This window comes from Deinococcus multiflagellatus (assembly GCF_020166415.1).
GTDB lineage: Bacteria > Deinococcota > Deinococci > Deinococcales > Deinococcaceae > Deinococcus > Deinococcus multiflagellatus.
Genome location: NZ_JAIQXV010000014.1, coordinates 59,497 through 75,404 on the forward strand (window position 1 = coordinate 59,497; position 15,908 = coordinate 75,404).

The window sequence follows — 15,908 nt, forward strand, 5'->3', positions numbered from 1 at the left end:
ACGAGCGACGTGGGGCCGGGGGACCATCAACGTCCCCCGGCCCCTGCTGTTGGCCCCCGCGCCCTTAACTCGGCGCCGCTTCCGGGGCTGGCAGGATCAGCCCTTCCTGGCCCACGGGCCGCAGGGGAAAAGTGTGCAGTTCCTGCACCTCGCCGCGCCACTCGCGGGTGAGGCTCAGGGCTTCCACCTCGAAGTGGTCCACGGGGGGCACCAGGGCCTGCACCTGCGCCCACAGCAGATCCTCGGCCCAGGGGAGTACGCCCAACGCCAGGGTCAGGTGGGGGCGGTACTCGGCGCCGTCGTGCCGGGCGCGGCTGGAGGGGCCAACGGCCAGAATGCGCTCGTGCAGATCACGCAGCGGCTCACTGAGTTCGCACTCCAGAAAGAACATGCTGGGCACCCGTTTCCAGCCCAGCACCCGCACCGAAAAAGCGGGCTGGTCCTGCAGGGCGGCGCGGCAGGCAGCCACCAGTTCGGCCGGGCCCAGGTCGGTGTGAAAGGGCGCGCGGATGTTCAAGTGCGGCAGGCCAAAGCCGCGCACGTTCAGCCCCGCCTGGGCGCGGCGCATCCAGGTGTCCAGCGCTTCTGGGGGCCATGCCACCAGCGAATAGCGCGAGTGGTCCCCAGCAGGCAGCGGCCGGGGGCTTTCGGGGGCGGCGGATTCGGGCGCAGGCTCGGTCACAGCGGCGGTCAACCGACCCGGTAGTGGCAGCGGCCCTGCCCACAGGCGATCCGGGTTTCACGGCGAACAGGCACCTGCAGCAACTCGGTGTACAGGCTCAGTTCGGCGGCGCACAGCTGCGCGTAGTGCCGCGCCACGGTCAGGTTGGGGCAGTTGTGCTGGGTAAAGGTCCACCCCTCTCCTTCCTGACCCGCCGCAGCGTCAAAGCCGTGCTCGTTCAGCCGGGCCACCAGCGCCTGCACCCGCTCGCCCAGGGGCCGGTCCAGCGGCAGTTCGGGCTGCAGGCGCGCGGCAATTTCTGCGTTGCGCGCGCTCAGCACCTGAAACACGGCGTCCTCGCCGTACAGCGCCTCAATGTGGCGCAGCACATCCACGCACAGGCTGGAATAGGTCTTGGGAAAGGCCGCCTCGCCGCGTTCGGTCAGGGCAAAGACGTGCTGGGGCCGCCCGCGTCCCCCGGGGCGCTCGGTGCGGGCTTCGAGCAGCCCCTGCTCCTGCAGGTCGCCCAGGTGGCGCCGCGCCGCCGGAATGCTGACCTCCAGGCGCGCGGCGAGGTCCTGGGCGGTCTGCGGGCCGTGGCGCTTGACCAGTTCCAGCAGCCGGGTCTTGGTGCGCTCGGTGCTGGCGGGGGGGGACACGGGCAGGGCCGTCATACGACCGTCAGCTGATCCGGCAGGTCGGCCAGGGCCCGCTGGTCGGCCCGCACGCTGATCTGCCCGGCCAGCACACGCGCCGCCTGGGCCAGGGCCAGGGCGGCCGGGGCCTGCGGGTGGGCCAGCACGGCGGGGGTGCCGGCGTCGGCGTCCTGGCGCACCGCCACTTCCAGGGGAATCTCGCCCAGCAGGGGGTACTCGCCCAGGCGGCGGCTGCCCCCACGCCCGAACAGGTCGTAGGTGATCCCCGTGTCGGGGGCCACGAAATAGCTCATGTTTTCAATGACGCCCAGCACCGGCACGCTGGCCTTGCGGAACATGTCAATGGCGCGCGCCGCGTCAATCAGGGCCACATCCTGCGGGGTGGCCACAATCACCGCGCCCGTCACCTGAATGGTCTGGGTCAGCGAGAGCTGCACGTCGCCGGTGCCGGGCGGCAGGTCCACGATCAGGTAATCCAGTTCGCCCCAGGCGGCGTCCTTGACAAACTGCTGCACCGCCGAGTGCAGCATGGGCCCGCGCCACACCAGCGCCTGCCCGGCGGGCGAGAGGTTGGCCATGGAGATAAAGCGCAGGCCGTGGGCCTCAATAGGCTGCATCTTGCGCTCGGCGTTGGCGGTGATTTTCGCGCCGCCCTGGCCCATCATGTGCGCCACGCTGGGGCCGTACACGTCGGCGTCCAGCAGTCCCACGCGGGCGCCGTCGCGCGCCAGGGCCGCGGCGAGGTTCACGGCCACGCTGCTTTTGCCCACGCCGCCCTTGCCGCTGCCCACCAGCACCACATGCTTCACGCCGGGCAGGGCGGGCTGCGCGGCGCGCACGGTGGCGCCAAAGGTCACGTTCACCGTCTGCACGCCGGGCACGGTCAGCACGGCGGCGCGCACATCCGATTCAATCTGGCCCTTGAGGGGGCAGGCGGGGGTGGTGAGGTTGACCTTGACGTGGACCGCGCCCGCCTCGATCTGCACCTGCTCAATCATGCCCAGGGACACCAGGTCGCGGTGCAGTTCCGGGTCGTTGACAGTGCTCAGGGCGCTCAGGACGGCGTCACGCATATGGGGCAATTAGTAGCGCAAACCGGGAGGCGCGGCAAGCTCCGGGCTCACACTGCGCGCCGGGTGACGCCCGGCGCACGCGCCCTATACTGGCGGGCGTGAAGTCCATAGGGCCCTATGTGGCCGCGCGTGAATTGCCGGGCCGCCCCAGCAGCCCGGTCCAGACCCTGCGCGCCACGGACCGCCTGACGGGGATGCCGGTGCTGCTGCATGTGCTGCCGCCGCCCCCGTTGCTGCCAGAGCTGCCGGCCCACCCCCACCTGCTCTCCCCCGTGGACAGCGGCGCCGAGGACGGGCTGGCCTATGTGGTCACCGAACTGCCGCTGCAGGCCCGGCCCGCCAGCGACCCCGTTCTGACGGCGCGCGGCGCCCTGGCGGCGCTGCAGGCGCTGCACGGGGGCGGGCTGGTGCACGGGGGCCTCAGCGCCTCGCAACTGTGGAGCGTAGACGGTCAGGTGCTGCTGGCCGGGGCCGGGCTGCCGTGGGGGGGCCAGGCCCGCCCCGAGGACGATCTATACGCGCTGGCCGTGATCCTGAATGAGCTGGGCGGCCTGCCGCGCGCGCTGTCGCCGCTGGTCACGCACCCGGGCACGCTGAGCGCGGCCCAGGCCCTGGCCCTGCTGAACCGGGACGCCGAGCCGCCCACCCCCGTCCCAGCGGCCCCAGTTCAGGTGACCCCAATCCCGGTGACCCCAGTGCCGGCAGCCCCGGCCGCGCCTGTCCCGGCCCCCAGCGCGCCGGAGCCCGGTGCACCCGCACCAGCCGCCGCTCAGCCCCCTGCCCCGCAGCCGCTGACACCCGACCCCGTTCCAGTCGTCCATGACGGCACGCGCATTGTGCTGGGACCAGCCTCGGCCGCGCCCCCGCCTGCGGCGCCCAGCGGCCCCGAAACGCCCCAGGAGCGGCGCCGCCGCGAGAACGACGCCCGGCGTGCGCAGGCGGCGCTGGATGCCCAGGCAGCCGCCGCCCGCAAGGCCGAGGCCCGCCGCGCCGAGGCCGCCCGCGCGCCGGGGGCCACGGTCCCGGCCCCAGTGCAGATCGGCTTTGAGGACGACCTGCCCACCTGGGCCCCCGGCGAGGCCCCAGCAGAGGCGCCGGGCGCGGCCCGGGTCACGGTGCGGGACGTGGAGCGCCTGCCGGCCTCGCTGCGCCGGCCCCAGGCCCCGGCCCCGGCGCCACCTGAACCGGCCCCCAGCCGCCTGCCCCGGCGCACGGCGGCCGAGCCCATTCGCATTGGCTGGGACGAGGACGATTCCTGGCGTGTGGTGCGCGAGGCCCCGGCCCCCGCGCCCCGGCCCACCCTGCCGGAGTGGGCCAAGCCCGAATGGTTCGGCCCTCGGCGGGCGGTTGCGGTCCTCGCCGCGCTGCTGGCCCTGTGGGGCGGCTGGTGGGTGCTGTCGCACCGCCAGCCGCAGGCCACAGCCCCCACCTCAACGCCCACCCCGGCGGTCACGGCGCCCTGCTGCGAGGTGCGCGTGACTGTGCGGGGCGCAGCGGGGGTGGACGCCCGCCTGAGCGTGATTGAGGCCCCCAGCAGCGCCGGCCTGACCCGGGGCCAGGACCTTGGGCGCGCGCCAGGCGTGCTGCGGCTGCCGGTGCCGGGCACCTACCGCCTGCGGGTGGCGGCCGACGGCTGGAGCCCCGCCACCCTGACGGTAACGGTGCCGCGCACGCAGCCCGTCACGATTGACCTGAGCGATTAGGGGTCATGGGCTTTGGGCCATGAGCTTTGGGCCATGGGCCATGAGGGAAAGATGGGGAGGGCCGTTGGTGCGACGGCCAGAATCAGCCTTCATGCGTGAATGCATGTTCTGGATCAGAGGGCCTCGCCGGGCGGCGGAGTCGAGCAGGAACAGCAGCTGATCCGGACTGCCGTCCATTTCTAAAACAGCCAGGAAAAGAGTTGGCTGTGCCTGTGCCGCGGGACCTTCCAGGTCCAATGCCCGGAATTTTCCCTCTCTGCTGCGCCGCTCGGCGCGTCCCTTCGGTCGGGTAAACCCGTTGTTCTACAACTGATGAACCGGCATCCTTATGAGTTCTGGGTATGCGGCTTGGCAGGCGGAGACCATCCAGTTCTGGCACGCAGGGCTTGGACATGCCCAGCAGGCCGCATGAGTGGGTGCCTACCCGCGCCGCTTCTCCCTCCACCCCCATGGCCCATAGCCCATGGCCTCTCCCCCTCCCCCCGTCTGCCCCGCCCGGACGCGCCACAGAACCGCGCATGACACAATCAGGGCCGATGAGCGTCGTCATTCTGGATTTCGGCAGTCAATTCACGCGCCTGATCGCCCGGCGTTTCCGCGAGCTGGGGGCCTTCAGCGTGATTCTGCCCGGCAGCGCGCCCCTGGAGCGCATCCTGCAGGAAAACCCCAAGGGGCTGGTGCTCTCGGGCGGGCCCAGCAGCGTGTACGACGCGGGCGCCCCGAGGCCCGCCCCCGGCGTGCTGGACCTGGACGTGCCGGTGCTGGGCGTGTGCTACGGCATGCAGTTCCTGGCCCACGAGGCCGGCGGCGACGTGAAGCGCGCGGGCAAACGCGAGTACGGCAAGGCCGACCTGACGCGCTACGGCGGGCAGCTGTTTGCAGGCATTCAGGGCGAATTCGTGGCCTGGATGAGCCACAGCGACTCGGTGACCGCGCTGCCCCAGGGCTACGAGGTGGTGGCCGAAACCGAAGACACCCCCGTGACCGCCATTGAAAACCGCACCACCCGCCGCTACGGCGTGCAGTTTCACCCCGAGGTGGTGCACACCCCCAAGGGCGGGCAACTGCTGGCGAACTTCCTGGACATCTGCGGCGCAGCGCGCGACTGGAACGCCGAGCACATCATTGAAGAGCTGGTGGACGGTGTGCGCGCGCAGGTGGGCGACGGCCGCGTGCTGCTGGCGATTTCCGGGGGCGTGGATTCCAGCACGCTGGGCCTGCTGCTGGCCAAAGCCATTGGCGAGAAGCTCACGGCGGTCTTTATTGACCACGGCCTGCTGCGCCTGGGCGAGCGCGAACAGGTGGAAGCGGCGCTGCGGCCCCTGGGCGTGAACCTGATCACCGTGGACGCCCGCGCCGAGTTCATGGCGGCGCTGGACGGCGTGTCGGACCCCGAGCAGAAGCGCAAGATCATTGGCCGCGAATTTATCCGGGCTTTTGAGCGCGAGGCCCGCACCCACGGCCCCTTTGATTTCCTGGCGCAGGGCACCCTGTATCCGGACGTGATCGAATCGGCGGGCGGCGAGGGCGCGGCGAACATCAAGAGCCACCACAATGTGGGCGGCCTGCCAGACGACCTGCAGTTCAAGCTGGTGGAGCCTTTCCGCACCCTGTTCAAAGACGAGGTGCGCGCCCTGGCCGCGCTGCTGGGCCTGCCCGAGCACATCCGCATGCGTCACCCCTTCCCCGGCCCCGGGCTGGCCATTCGCTGCCTGGGCGCCATCAGCGAGGAGAAGCTGGACATCCTGCGCCGGGTGGACGACATCTTTATTTCCGGGCTGCGTGAATTTGGCCTGTACGACGGCTGCTCGCAGGCGCTGGCGATCCTCACGCCCATTCAGTCGGTGGGCGTGATGGGCGACGAGCGCACCTATTCGTACACGGCGGCCCTGCGCGCCGTGACCACCGACGACTTCATGACCGCCGAGTGGGCCCGCCTGCCCTACGAGTTCCTGGCCACCATGAGTAACCGCATCGTGAACCAGGTGCACGAGATCAACCGGGTGGTCTACGACATCACGGGCAAGCCGCCCGCCACCATCGAGTGGGAATGACCTGATCAATGGTGCGGACAGTTTCAGCGTTTCACAGAGGACGGCCTGACAAACACGGTGTTTCTCCCCTCCCCCCTCGTGGGGGAGGTCGGGAGGGGGGGAAGCGAGTTGGGCGTGCCAGACGACCTTTCTTCCATGGGCCACTCGCAACGCTTGAAAAGTGTCCGCACCATTGCTGATACGGATTCCGATTAATTCCGTCATACCTGACGAAATTTTTTCGACCGGACTGGCCCAGCTGCGCAGCAGAGGGAGAAAGAAAAAGACGGATTTCCGGGAATTGGACTGGCACAGCGCCGAAGGCGGGGAACATCCAGGAAAGAACTGGATGTTCCGGAAATGGACGGCAGTCCGTATGACTGCCGCGGCAGGGGGGCGTGGGCCGGGGCATGGCGCCCCCCCCCGCCCCCTCTCCTGGCCCACGGCCCCACCCACCGGGTGAGCGCGCCGCCCCAGACCGCGCGGTAAGCTGGGGGGCATGGGCCGCACCCACAGGGGACCCCCCCCGCGCCGGCCGGCTGCGGCGGAGGGCCGAACATGAGCGGCGGCGAGGCGCGCCGGGCGCTGGCACGTCTGGAGGTGCTGCCCAAACCCGCCCTGCAGGCGCAGGCGGTGGTGCTGCTGGCGCAGTCGGCGCAGGACGTGTTTCAGCGCTGCGTGGACCTGGCCCTGAGCATCACGCGGGCGTCGTCGGCCCTGATCACGCTCTACCGCCCCGAAGAAGACCTGCTGGAACTGGTGGCCGCCGCCGGGCGGCACCGAGAGCAGGCCATTGGCCGGCGCCTGCCCCGGGGCCAGGGGCTGGCGTGGCGGGTGGTGGATTCCGGCGAGGTGCTGCTGCTGGAACGCGCCGACCAGTACCCAGACGCGGTGTATGTCTCGGGGCAGCGCCACGCCGCAATGTACCTGGGCGTGCCGCTGCTGGACCCGGACGGGCAGGTGCTGGGGGTGCTGTCGGCCGACACCACCGACAGTCCCGAGCGCCTGGGGCCGGACGACGCCCAGGCCATGCTGCTGCTGGGGCAGGCGGCGGGGGTGGCCTACACGCGCTGGCGCGCCCTGGAGCACGCCCAGCGCAGCGCCCGGCAATTTGAACGCCTGGCGCAGCTGTCGGCCGAGCTGGCCGGCCAGACCCAGCCGGAAGCCATCGTGCGCTGCGCGCTGCGGGCGCTGCTGGAACTCAGCGGCTTTACCACGGCGGGCGTGGTGACGGCCGATGAGCGCGGGCTGGCCCAGCTGACCGTGCTGGAGGGCGAAGCCGACGCCCAGGCGCTGGTGGCCCGCGCCCTGAGCGCGCCGCACGTGCCCAGCGGCATGATCGAGCTGGTGCTGCGCAGCGGCCAGCCGCAGGTGATCGCCGACTACCAGCGCTGGCCCGGGCGGCGCCCCGACGTGCTGCATGTGCGCAGCGCCGTGGGCGTGCCGCTGCGGCGCGGCCGGCGCACCGCCGGGGTGGTGTTCCTGCTGAACATGCACCAGCCGGTCGAGATTCCGCGTGACCTGCAGGCGCTGCTGGAAACCGTCTCGGCGCGCATTGAGCAGGCGCTGGACCGCAGCGCGTCCCTGCAGCACCTGGAACAGACGCGTGAGGCGGCGCTGCGGGCGCTGGGCCGGGTGCTGGAAAGCCGCGACGGCGAAACCTTTGGGCACACCGACCGCGTGACCACCCTGGCGCTGCGCCTGGGGCGCGCCCTGCACCTGGACCGCACGCAGCTGCAGCACCTGCGCTGGGGGGCCTACCTGCACGATCTGGGCAAGGTGGGGGTGCACGACCACCTGCTGCGCAAGCCCGGGCCCCTGACCCCCGAGGAGCGCCGGGCCATTGAGCGCCATGTGGTGCTGGGCGACCAGATGCTGCGCGACGAGGCCTTTGTGCCGCGTGAGGTGCGCGAGGTCGTGCGCTCCCACCATGAACGCTGGGACGGCGCCGGCTACCCCGACGGCCTGGCTGGCGAAGCGATTCCGCTGCTGGCGCGCATTTTCAGCGTGGTGGATGTCTACGACGCCCTGATCAGTGAGCGGCCCTACAAGTCGGCCTGGACCCCGCAGGCCGCGCGCGAGTGGCTACGCGGAGCCATGGGCACCCAGTTTGATCCGCAGGTGGTGACCACCTTCCTGGCCCTGCTGGAGCAGGACGCCGCTTTGGGCGCCCCGCCGGGGCCGGCCGACCCCCTGCCCCCCAGCTGAGGGCCGCCGGCCGCGCCACCGCCCTTCATGAACGGGGCCCGGCCCGCCCGGTACACTGACCCGGTGCGCATCTGGCTGACCTGGGCGGCCTTGGGCGGGGCCCTGTGGCTGGGCGCCGGGGCCTGGGCGGCGCCTGGGTGGGCGGCCCAGGGCGCCGCGCTGTTTGCACAGCCCAGCACACGTGCCGGGGCCCTGCGGGTGGTGGGCGCGGGCGAGCGGCTGGACCTGCGGCGCTGCTCGGCGCTGTGGTGTTTCGTGCGGGTGGGCGAGCAGGACGGCTGGGTGCTGCGCGCCGCCGTGAACATGGCCGGCGGCTGCGAGGCGCTGGTGCCGGTGGGCCTCAAGGACCTGCGCCGCCACGAGGCCGCCTACAGCGCCCAGCGCGACCCGGATGGCAACGGCCGCGCCTGCGACCAGCGCGATTTCTTGCAGATAACAGGCCGCTAAACGTGCCCCCCGCCCGCGCGGCCCTCTGGCCTGCGGGCAGCCCTCATGAAGGTTGCGGGCGGGCGGCGGCAGGTCAGGGGCCTGTGAGGCTTGCCCCGCTAGCGTGGGCCCATGCCACCCCGCTCCCGGGCCCGGGCGCCCAGCACCCCGGCCGTGACCCCAGCGCCGGGCCCCCTGCACACCCTGCTGCAGCGGGCCGAGGCCCTGAGCTTTTCCGACACCGCCCAGGCCGAGGCGCTGCTGGGCCGCGCGCTGGAACTGGCCCGGGCCCAGGGCGACCCGCACGGCGAAGGGCTGGCGCTGGTGATTCTCAGCAGCGTGTATTTCTACAATTCCCGCTACCCAGAGGCCATCGCCGCCAACGAGCAAGCCCGCGCCCTGGCCCGCACCCACCAGCTGCCCCTGATTGAAACCCGCGCCCTGAGCGGCCTGGGCATCAACGCCCGGGTGATGGGTGAATTTGGGCAGGCCATGGAGCACTACCAAGAAGCCCTGCGGCTGGCCCAGTTGGGCGGCGACCAGGAAAACCAGATGCGCATCCTGATCAATATTGGGGTGCTGCGCATGAACATCGGCGAGTATGACCTTGCGCTGGAAGCCCAGGAGCGGGCCCGCGAACTGGCGGCGGGGCTGGGGCACCGGGTGGGCCATTCCATTGCCACCGTGAACACGGTGGTCAGCTTTTACCACCTGGGCCGCCACGACGAGGCGGTGACGCTGGCCGCCGAACACCTGCCCGTGCTGCACGAACTGAAGCTGCGCCAGAACGAGGCGGTGATGCAGGCCTACGTCACCCACGCGCTGGTGGACAGCGGCCAAGCGGCGCGGGCCGCCGAACTGGGGGCCCAGACGCTGCCCATGGCCCGCGCGCTGGGCAATCAGGAACACCTCGTGAACCTGCAGTCGGGCTACGGGCGGGCACTGCACCAGCTGGGGGACCTGGAAGAGGCCCAGGCGCAGCTGGGCGCCGCGCTGGCCACGGCGCAGGCCTACGAACTGAAGGTGCTGGAGCGCAACCTGCTGGAATACCTGGGCGAGGTGTGCGCCGCGCAGGGCGACTGGCAGGCGGCGTATGCCCACAGCCGGGCCTACCAGGCCCTGAACCACGAACTGCACCAGCAGGACAACGCGCGCCGGGCCAAGGTGCTGGGCGCCCAGATGCAGCTGGAACTGCACAAGCGCGACGCCGAGGCCGAGCGGCGCCGCAACCTGGAACTCTCGGAAGTCAATGCGGCCCTGCAGCAGGCACAGAACCACCTGGCCTACCGGGCCACCCACGACCCGCTGACCGGGCTGGCCAACCGCGCCCATTTTCAGGCCGAAACCGAGCGGCTGCTGCAGGGCGGCGCCCAGCCCCTGGCCGTGCTGTTTTTAGACCTGGACCGCTTCAAGCAGATCAACGACACGCTGGGCCATGATGTGGGCGACGAACTGCTACAGCAGGTGGGGCAGCGCCTGACCCGGCTGGTGCGCCGCGGCGATCTGGTGGCGCGCATGGGGGGCGACGAATTCACGCTGCTGCTGCCGGGCCTGGGCCACAGCGCCGACGCCGAGCGCCTGGCACGCAAGATTCTGCGGGCGCTGGCGGCCCCCTTCGTGGTCAAGGGCCACGAACTGCATGTCACGGCCTCGATTGGCGCGGCCGTCTCGCCGCAGGACGGCCGCGACGTGACCACGCTGCAAAAACATGCCGACGTGGCGATGTACCGCGCCAAGCAGGACGGCAAAAATGAGGTGCGCACCTTCTCCGCTCCCATGGCCGAGGAAGCCAGTGAGCGCGCCCTGCTGGAGCGCGACCTGCGCGAGGCGCTGGGGGGCCCGGACCTGACGCTGCACTACCAGCCGCAGGTGGATCTGGACAGCGGCCAGCTGTGCGGCTTTGAGGCGCTGCTGCGCTGGCACCACCCGGCGCACGGCCCGGTGTCGCCCGCCAAGTTCATTCCGGTGGCCGAGGAAAGCGGGCTGATTGTGCCGCTGGGCGCCTGGGCCCTGCGCGAGGCCTGCCGCCAGGTGGCCGCGTGGCAGCGCCTGCAGCCGGGGGTCACGGTCAGCGTGAATGTCAGCGCGGTGCAGTTTAACAAGCAGCATTTCACCTCGACCGTGCGTGAGGCCCTGGAGGCCACCGGGCTCCCGGCGCGCTGCCTGGTGCTGGAACTGACGGAGCGCACCGTGCTGCAGGACGTGGTGGCCGCCACCCGGCAGCTTGGCCGCCTGCGCGCCCTGGGCGTGCGCATTTCGCTGGACGACTTTGGCACCGGGCAAAGCAGCCTGGGCCTGCTGCGCCACATTCCCATTGACCACCTGAAAATTGACCGCTCCTTCCTGCCGCAGCCCAGCGACACGGCCGCGGCGCGGCGCAAGGCCAGCGCGCTGATTGCCACCCTGATCACGCTGGGGCAGGCGCTGCAGCTGCATGTGGTGGGCGAGGGGGTCGAAACCAGCGAGCAGCGGGCGTTGCTGGCGGGCCTGGGCTGTCCAGCGGCCCAGGGTTACCATCTGGGCCGCCCCATGCCCGCCGAGCAGGTGGCCGGGCTGCTGGGCGGCCGTCCCGGCCGCGCGGGTCCGGGCGGGGCGCTGCAGGCGGCGGCCCCCCATCCTTTACACTGACAGGGTTGCCCTGCCGCAGGCAGGCGAAGAAGGAGTCATTATGGGCCTTGCCATCGGAATTGTCGGTCTCCCCAACGTCGGAAAAAGCACGCTGTTTAACGCCATCACCCGCGCCGGGGCGCTGGCGGCAAATTACCCCTTTGCCACCATTGAGCCCAACGTGGGCCGCGTCACCGTGCCGGACGAGCGCCTGAGCGCCCTGTCCAAGGTGTTCACCAAGGGCGAGCGCGTGCCGCCCATTATTCCCACCTTCGTGGAATTCGTGGATATTGCCGGGCTGGTGAAGGGTGCCAGCAAGGGTGAAGGTCTGGGCAACCAGTTCCTGGCCAACATCCGCGAAGCCGACGCCATTGCCCACGTGGTGCGCTGCTTTGAAGACGGCAACGTGGTACATGTGGCCGGGCGCGTGGACCCCATCGACGACATCGAGACGATCAACACCGAGCTGATTCTGGCGGACCTTTCGGGCCTGGAAAAGCGCCTGCAGAACCTGCAGAAGAAAGCCAAGAGCAACGACAAGGAAGCCAGGGAACAGGCGGCCCTGGCCGAGCAGATCATCGCCGTGCTCTCGGAGGGCAAGCCCGCCCGCGCCGCCCAGTACGACGCGCCCATTCCCAAGGAGTTTGGCCTGATCACCACCAAGCCCGTGATCTACGTGGCCAACGTGGGCGAGGACAACCTTACTGAAGACAACGAGCATGTGCAGAAGGTGCGCGACTACGCCGCCGCCGAGGGCGCGCAGGTGGTCAAGATCAGCGCCCAGATTGAAGGCGAACTGGCCGAGATGCCCGAAGACGAGGCCCGCGCCTTTCTGGAAGAACTGGGCGTGCAGGAAAGCGGCCTGGACCAGCTGGTGAAGGTGGGCTACGAGACGCTGGGCCTGATCACCTTTATCACCAGCGGCGAAAAAGAGGTCCGCGCCTGGACCATCCGCAAGGGCGAGAAGGCCCCCGAAGCCGCCGGCGAGATTCACAGCGACCTGGAGCGCGGCTTTATCCGCGCCGAGGTGATCGAGTGGGACAAGATGGTGGAGGCGGGCGGCTGGGCCCCCGCCAAGGCCAAGGGCTGGGTGCGCACCGAAGGCAAGGACTACGTGATGAAAGACGGCGACATCATGAACGTGCTGCACAACATGTAGGGGTTGTGGGCTGTGGGTTGTAGGAGGTAGGAAAAGAGGGGCAGGCCGCATTGCTGAGCCTGCTCCTCATCTTTTCCCACAACCCACACCCTACGTCCCACAACCCCTCATTTTCCCACACAGAAATTCCGGAACACCGCGTCCACCACGTCCTCCTGCACGTCCTGGCCGGTCAGCTCGGCGAGGGCGCGCAGGGCTTCTTCCAGTTCGTAGCCGGCCAGATCGTCAGGGAGGGTCTGGGCGGCCTGAATGTGGGCCAGGGCGCGGCGGGCGGCGTCGGCCTGCCGCTCGGTGGTCAGCCACGCTTCGCCCCGGGCGGCGTCGCCCAGCAGGGCCGCGCGCACGGCCTCGCGCAGTTCCGGCAGGCCCTGGCCGGTCACGGTACTGACGTCCAGGGCCCCGGGGTCAGTCCAGGCGGGGGGCAGGTCGGCCTTGGTGCGCACGCGCAGCACGCGGCCCGCCCCCGCGAGGTCGGCGCCCAGGGCCTCGCGGGGGGCCGAGCCGTCTTCCAGGGCCAGCACCAGATCGGCGGCCCCCGCCAGGGTCAGGGCCTGCTGCACCCCGGCCGCCTCGATCTGGTCCCCGGTTTCGCGGATGCCGGCCGTGTCTACCAGGGTCACGGGCACCCCGGCCAGTTCCAGCCCGGCTTCCAGGTAATCGCGGGTGGTGCCGGGCAGCGGCGTCACAATGGAGCGTTCGTAACCCACCAAGGCGTTGAGCAGGCTGCTTTTGCCCGCGTTCGGGCGGCCAATCAGGGCCAGCCGGGCGCCGCGCGTGGCCACCTGTCCGGCGTGGGCGGTGAGCACCAGGTCCTGCAACTCGCGTTCGGCCTGGGCCAGCGGCTGGGCGCGGTCTTCTTCGGGCACGCCTTCTTCGGGGTAGTCCAGCAGGGCCTGCAGCGCGGCCAGGGTGCGGGTGACCCGCCGGGCCACCCCACCCACGCGCTCCCGCAAGGCGCCGCTGAGGCCCAGGCTGGCCTGCCGCCGGGCGGCGTCGGTCTGGGCTTCCACCAGATTCAGCACCGCTTCGGCCTGGGTGAGGTCCAGGCGGCCGTGCAGGTAGGCGCGCAGGGTAAACTCGCCGGGGCGCGCCGGGCGGGCGCCCAGCGCCAGTGCGCGGGACAGCACCCCGGCCAGCACGGCGGGGCTGCCGTGGGTCTGGAATTCGGCCACGTCCTCGCCCGTAAAGGAGCGCGGCCCCCGGAAGACCAGACACAGCCCTTCGTCCAGCACTTCGCCCGCGTGGTCCACAAAATGCCCGAACACAAAGCGGCCCCCGGGTGTACGCGAGGGCACGCGCCGCCCCCGGAACAGCCCGTCGGCCACCGCCAGGGCCTGCGGGCCACTGACGCGCACAATCCCCACCCCGGCGCTGCCCGGCGCGGTGGCAATGGCGGCAATGGTGTCGGACAGGCCGGTGCGCGAACTCACGCCCGGCAGGCTAGCACCTGGGCCAACGGGAAATGGGGGTGCAGGAAAGGGCGTGTGGGGCCCGTTTGGGGCCGGGCCCCGGTGGCCCCTTCAAAGTTCACGCTCATGCGCCGGCCCTAGCATGGCCGGGTATGCGCCCTAACGTGCTTTCTGCGGCCCTGACCCTGGGGACCGCCTTGCTGCTTACTTCTGCCACCGCCCAGACGGCGGCCCCGGCCAAACCGGCGACCCCGGCCGCGCCGGCCAAGGGGGTCAGCTCGGCGGCCACCACGCGGGCGGTCAGCGCCCTGTCCATTGAGGTGAGCCGGGCAGTGGGCGGCCGGATTCTGGCCTGCCCCGAGGCCCTGAAGCTCAGCCCGCGCGCCGTGTGCCTGTACGCCACCCAGGCCCAGGCCTCGCTGCGCCCGCTGGTGCGCGGCAAGCTGGCCGCCCGCGCCCAGGGCGACTGGAGAACCACCGGCAAGACCAACGTGCTGCTGGTGAGCGAAACGGCGGGCGGGCCCGTGGCCGCGTTCGTGATGCTCAGCCCGATCAGCGACAAGGAAACGCTGGTGGTGGTGGACGCCACTCAGGCCAGCGCCGCTCCGGCCGCCAAAGCCAGCGTGCCTGCCGGGGTCACCAGGGGGCAGCCCTACGTGCTGGGCAGCGATCTGGCCGGGGTGGTCAATGTGGCGGCCCTGGGAGGCGGCAAGTACCGCCTCAGCGCCGACGACAACACCCTGACCGTGACGGTGGGCCAGCGCAGCGCCCAGACCTCGGGCGGCGCCGTGGAACTGCCCCTGGCCCCGGCCAGCGACGGCAAGAACCTGATTTTCCCGGTCTCGGCCCTGCGCGCGCTGGGCTGCACCGTGACCCCAGCGGGCGGCAGCCTGACCGTGGCCTGCGGCAGTGACAGCGTGGGCCTGAAACCCATCGTGTTCTAGAGCGGTCCCTGTGCCCTGCGCCCACCCTGCCCACCCCCGGGCAGGGTGGCTGCCATTGGGGCCAGGCGGCACGCGGACTTCATGCAGGCTTTAGCGTGTCTTGGTCAATTCCTGGCGGTGCGGCGCGTGGCCCTGGCCCTACGCGGCATGATGAACAGCACGACTGCACTCCCGCTCTTTTCACAGGAGGAAACCCCATGAGCATCCTTGACCGTCTGTCCCGACTGCTGCGCGCCAACGTCAACGACCTGATCAGCCGCGCCGAAGACCCCGGCAAGATCATTGATCAGGCCCTGCGCGACATGCGCGCCGCCTACGCCGACGCCCGCAGCGAGGTGGCCGAGGCCATGAGCCAGAACGCCAAGCTGGAGCGCGAAGCCAGCACCAACCGGCGCCTGAGCAGCGAGTACGAGAAAAAGGCCGAAGAAGCCTTGCGCGGCGGCAGCGAGGACCTGGCCCGCGAGGCCCTGCGCCGCGCCCAGAACGCCAAGGATCTGGCGGCCGGCTTCGAAGAGCAGCTGAGCACCCAGAGCCAGACCGTTGAGCAGCTTAAGACCCAGTTGCGCGCCCTGGAAGCCAAGATTGACGAGATGGAAGGCAAGAAGACCCTGCTGGCCGCCCGGCAGAAGACCGCGCAGGCCGGGGCCACCCTGGACCGCGTTTCTGGCTTCGACAAGGCGGGCGGGGCCATGGACGCCTTCGAGGAAATGGAGGCCAAGGTGGCGGGCATGGAAGACCGCAACCGCGCCGTGACCCAGCTGCGCCAGGAGGGCGACTTCGACGCCCAGCTCAAGGACCTGGGCCGCAACCGCGAACTCGACGACGCCTTTGCCGCCCTGAAGGCCAAGGTGCAGGGTGAGGGCGGCCAGAACAGTGGCGGTCCCAACAGCGGCGGTCAGACCGGCGGCTGAGCACCGGCGACCAGCGGGACGTGGAGGAGCTGCGGCCCTCCACGTCCCTTTTTGGAGGTCTGGCGCCGCTTCCTGCGCGGGGGGCTCCTCCCCCCAGTGCCCCCTGCGCCTTCTGGGG

Annotated in this window: 12 protein-coding genes; 8 read left to right on the top strand and 4 right to left on the bottom strand. The window is 70.8% G+C overall.

Annotated features, from left to right (window positions below; all coding sequences use genetic code 11):
- Positions 1-64: 64 nt before the first annotated feature.
- From K7W41_RS15600 to K7W41_RS15610, 3 genes are read right to left on the bottom strand one after another with little or no spacing between them, the layout of a single operon-like run.
- On the bottom strand, positions 65-682 hold the full coding sequence (locus K7W41_RS15600; RefSeq protein ID WP_318010914.1) for a 2'-5' RNA ligase family protein: 618 nt from the start codon (positions 680-682) through the stop codon (positions 65-67).
- Between the two features lie 8 nt (positions 683-690).
- Complete coding sequence (locus K7W41_RS15605) at positions 691-1,335, bottom strand: helix-turn-helix transcriptional regulator (protein ID WP_224610334.1); 645 nt, start codon at positions 1,333-1,335, stop codon at positions 691-693.
- Positions 1,332-2,390, bottom strand: a complete 1,059-nt coding sequence (locus K7W41_RS15610; RefSeq protein ID WP_224610336.1) for an Mrp/NBP35 family ATP-binding protein — start codon at positions 2,388-2,390, stop codon at positions 1,332-1,334. The genes K7W41_RS15605 and K7W41_RS15610 overlap by 4 nt, the downstream gene beginning before the upstream one ends.
- 98 nt (positions 2,391-2,488) lie before the next feature.
- Here K7W41_RS15610 and K7W41_RS15615 point away from each other — a divergent pair, with 98 nt between their 5' ends.
- The 6 genes from K7W41_RS15615 (at position 2,489) to ychF (ending at position 12,526) form a co-directional block, all read left to right on the top strand.
- Positions 2,489-4,093 carry a peptidase associated/transthyretin-like domain-containing protein gene (locus tag K7W41_RS15615; RefSeq protein ID WP_224610338.1) on the top strand — a complete coding sequence of 535 codons (1,605 nt, stop codon included), beginning with the start codon at positions 2,489-2,491 and terminating at the stop codon, positions 4,091-4,093.
- Between the two features lie 536 nt (positions 4,094-4,629).
- Positions 4,630-6,147 carry a glutamine-hydrolyzing GMP synthase gene (gene guaA, locus K7W41_RS15620; RefSeq protein ID WP_224610340.1) on the top strand — a complete coding sequence of 506 codons (1,518 nt, stop codon included), beginning with the start codon at positions 4,630-4,632 and terminating at the stop codon, positions 6,145-6,147.
- A gap of 537 nt (positions 6,148-6,684) precedes the next feature.
- On the top strand, positions 6,685-8,334 hold the full coding sequence (locus K7W41_RS15625; protein WP_224610342.1) for an HD domain-containing phosphohydrolase: 1,650 nt from the start codon (positions 6,685-6,687) through the stop codon (positions 8,332-8,334).
- Between the two features lie 63 nt (positions 8,335-8,397).
- A complete protein-coding gene (locus K7W41_RS15630; RefSeq protein ID WP_224610343.1) occupies positions 8,398-8,781 on the top strand; it encodes an SH3 domain-containing protein in 384 nt (127 codons plus the stop codon).
- A 111-nt stretch (positions 8,782-8,892) separates the two neighbouring features.
- Positions 8,893-11,388, top strand: coding sequence for an EAL domain-containing protein (locus K7W41_RS15635; RefSeq protein ID WP_224610345.1), 2,496 nt, complete (start codon positions 8,893-8,895; stop codon positions 11,386-11,388).
- Positions 11,389-11,428: 40 nt separating this feature from the next.
- Positions 11,429-12,526, top strand: a complete 1,098-nt coding sequence (ychF, locus tag K7W41_RS15640; RefSeq protein WP_224610347.1) for a redox-regulated ATPase YchF — start codon at positions 11,429-11,431, stop codon at positions 12,524-12,526.
- A gap of 107 nt (positions 12,527-12,633) precedes the next feature.
- On the opposite strand, the gene mnmE is transcribed toward ychF, so the two are convergent.
- Positions 12,634-13,956 carry a tRNA uridine-5-carboxymethylaminomethyl(34) synthesis GTPase MnmE gene (gene mnmE / locus K7W41_RS15645; protein WP_224610349.1) on the bottom strand — a complete coding sequence of 441 codons (1,323 nt, stop codon included), beginning with the start codon at positions 13,954-13,956 and terminating at the stop codon, positions 12,634-12,636.
- Between the two features lie 131 nt (positions 13,957-14,087).
- Here mnmE and K7W41_RS15650 point away from each other — a divergent pair, with 131 nt between their 5' ends.
- Positions 14,088-14,879 (top strand): hypothetical protein, encoded by a 792-nt coding sequence (locus tag K7W41_RS15650; RefSeq protein ID WP_224610352.1) that lies wholly within the window; start codon positions 14,088-14,090, stop codon positions 14,877-14,879.
- Between the two features lie 197 nt (positions 14,880-15,076).
- Entirely contained in the window at positions 15,077-15,790 is a 714-nt protein-coding gene (locus K7W41_RS15655; RefSeq protein WP_224610354.1) for a PspA/IM30 family protein, read from the top strand.
- Positions 15,791-15,908: the final 118 nt, after the last annotated feature.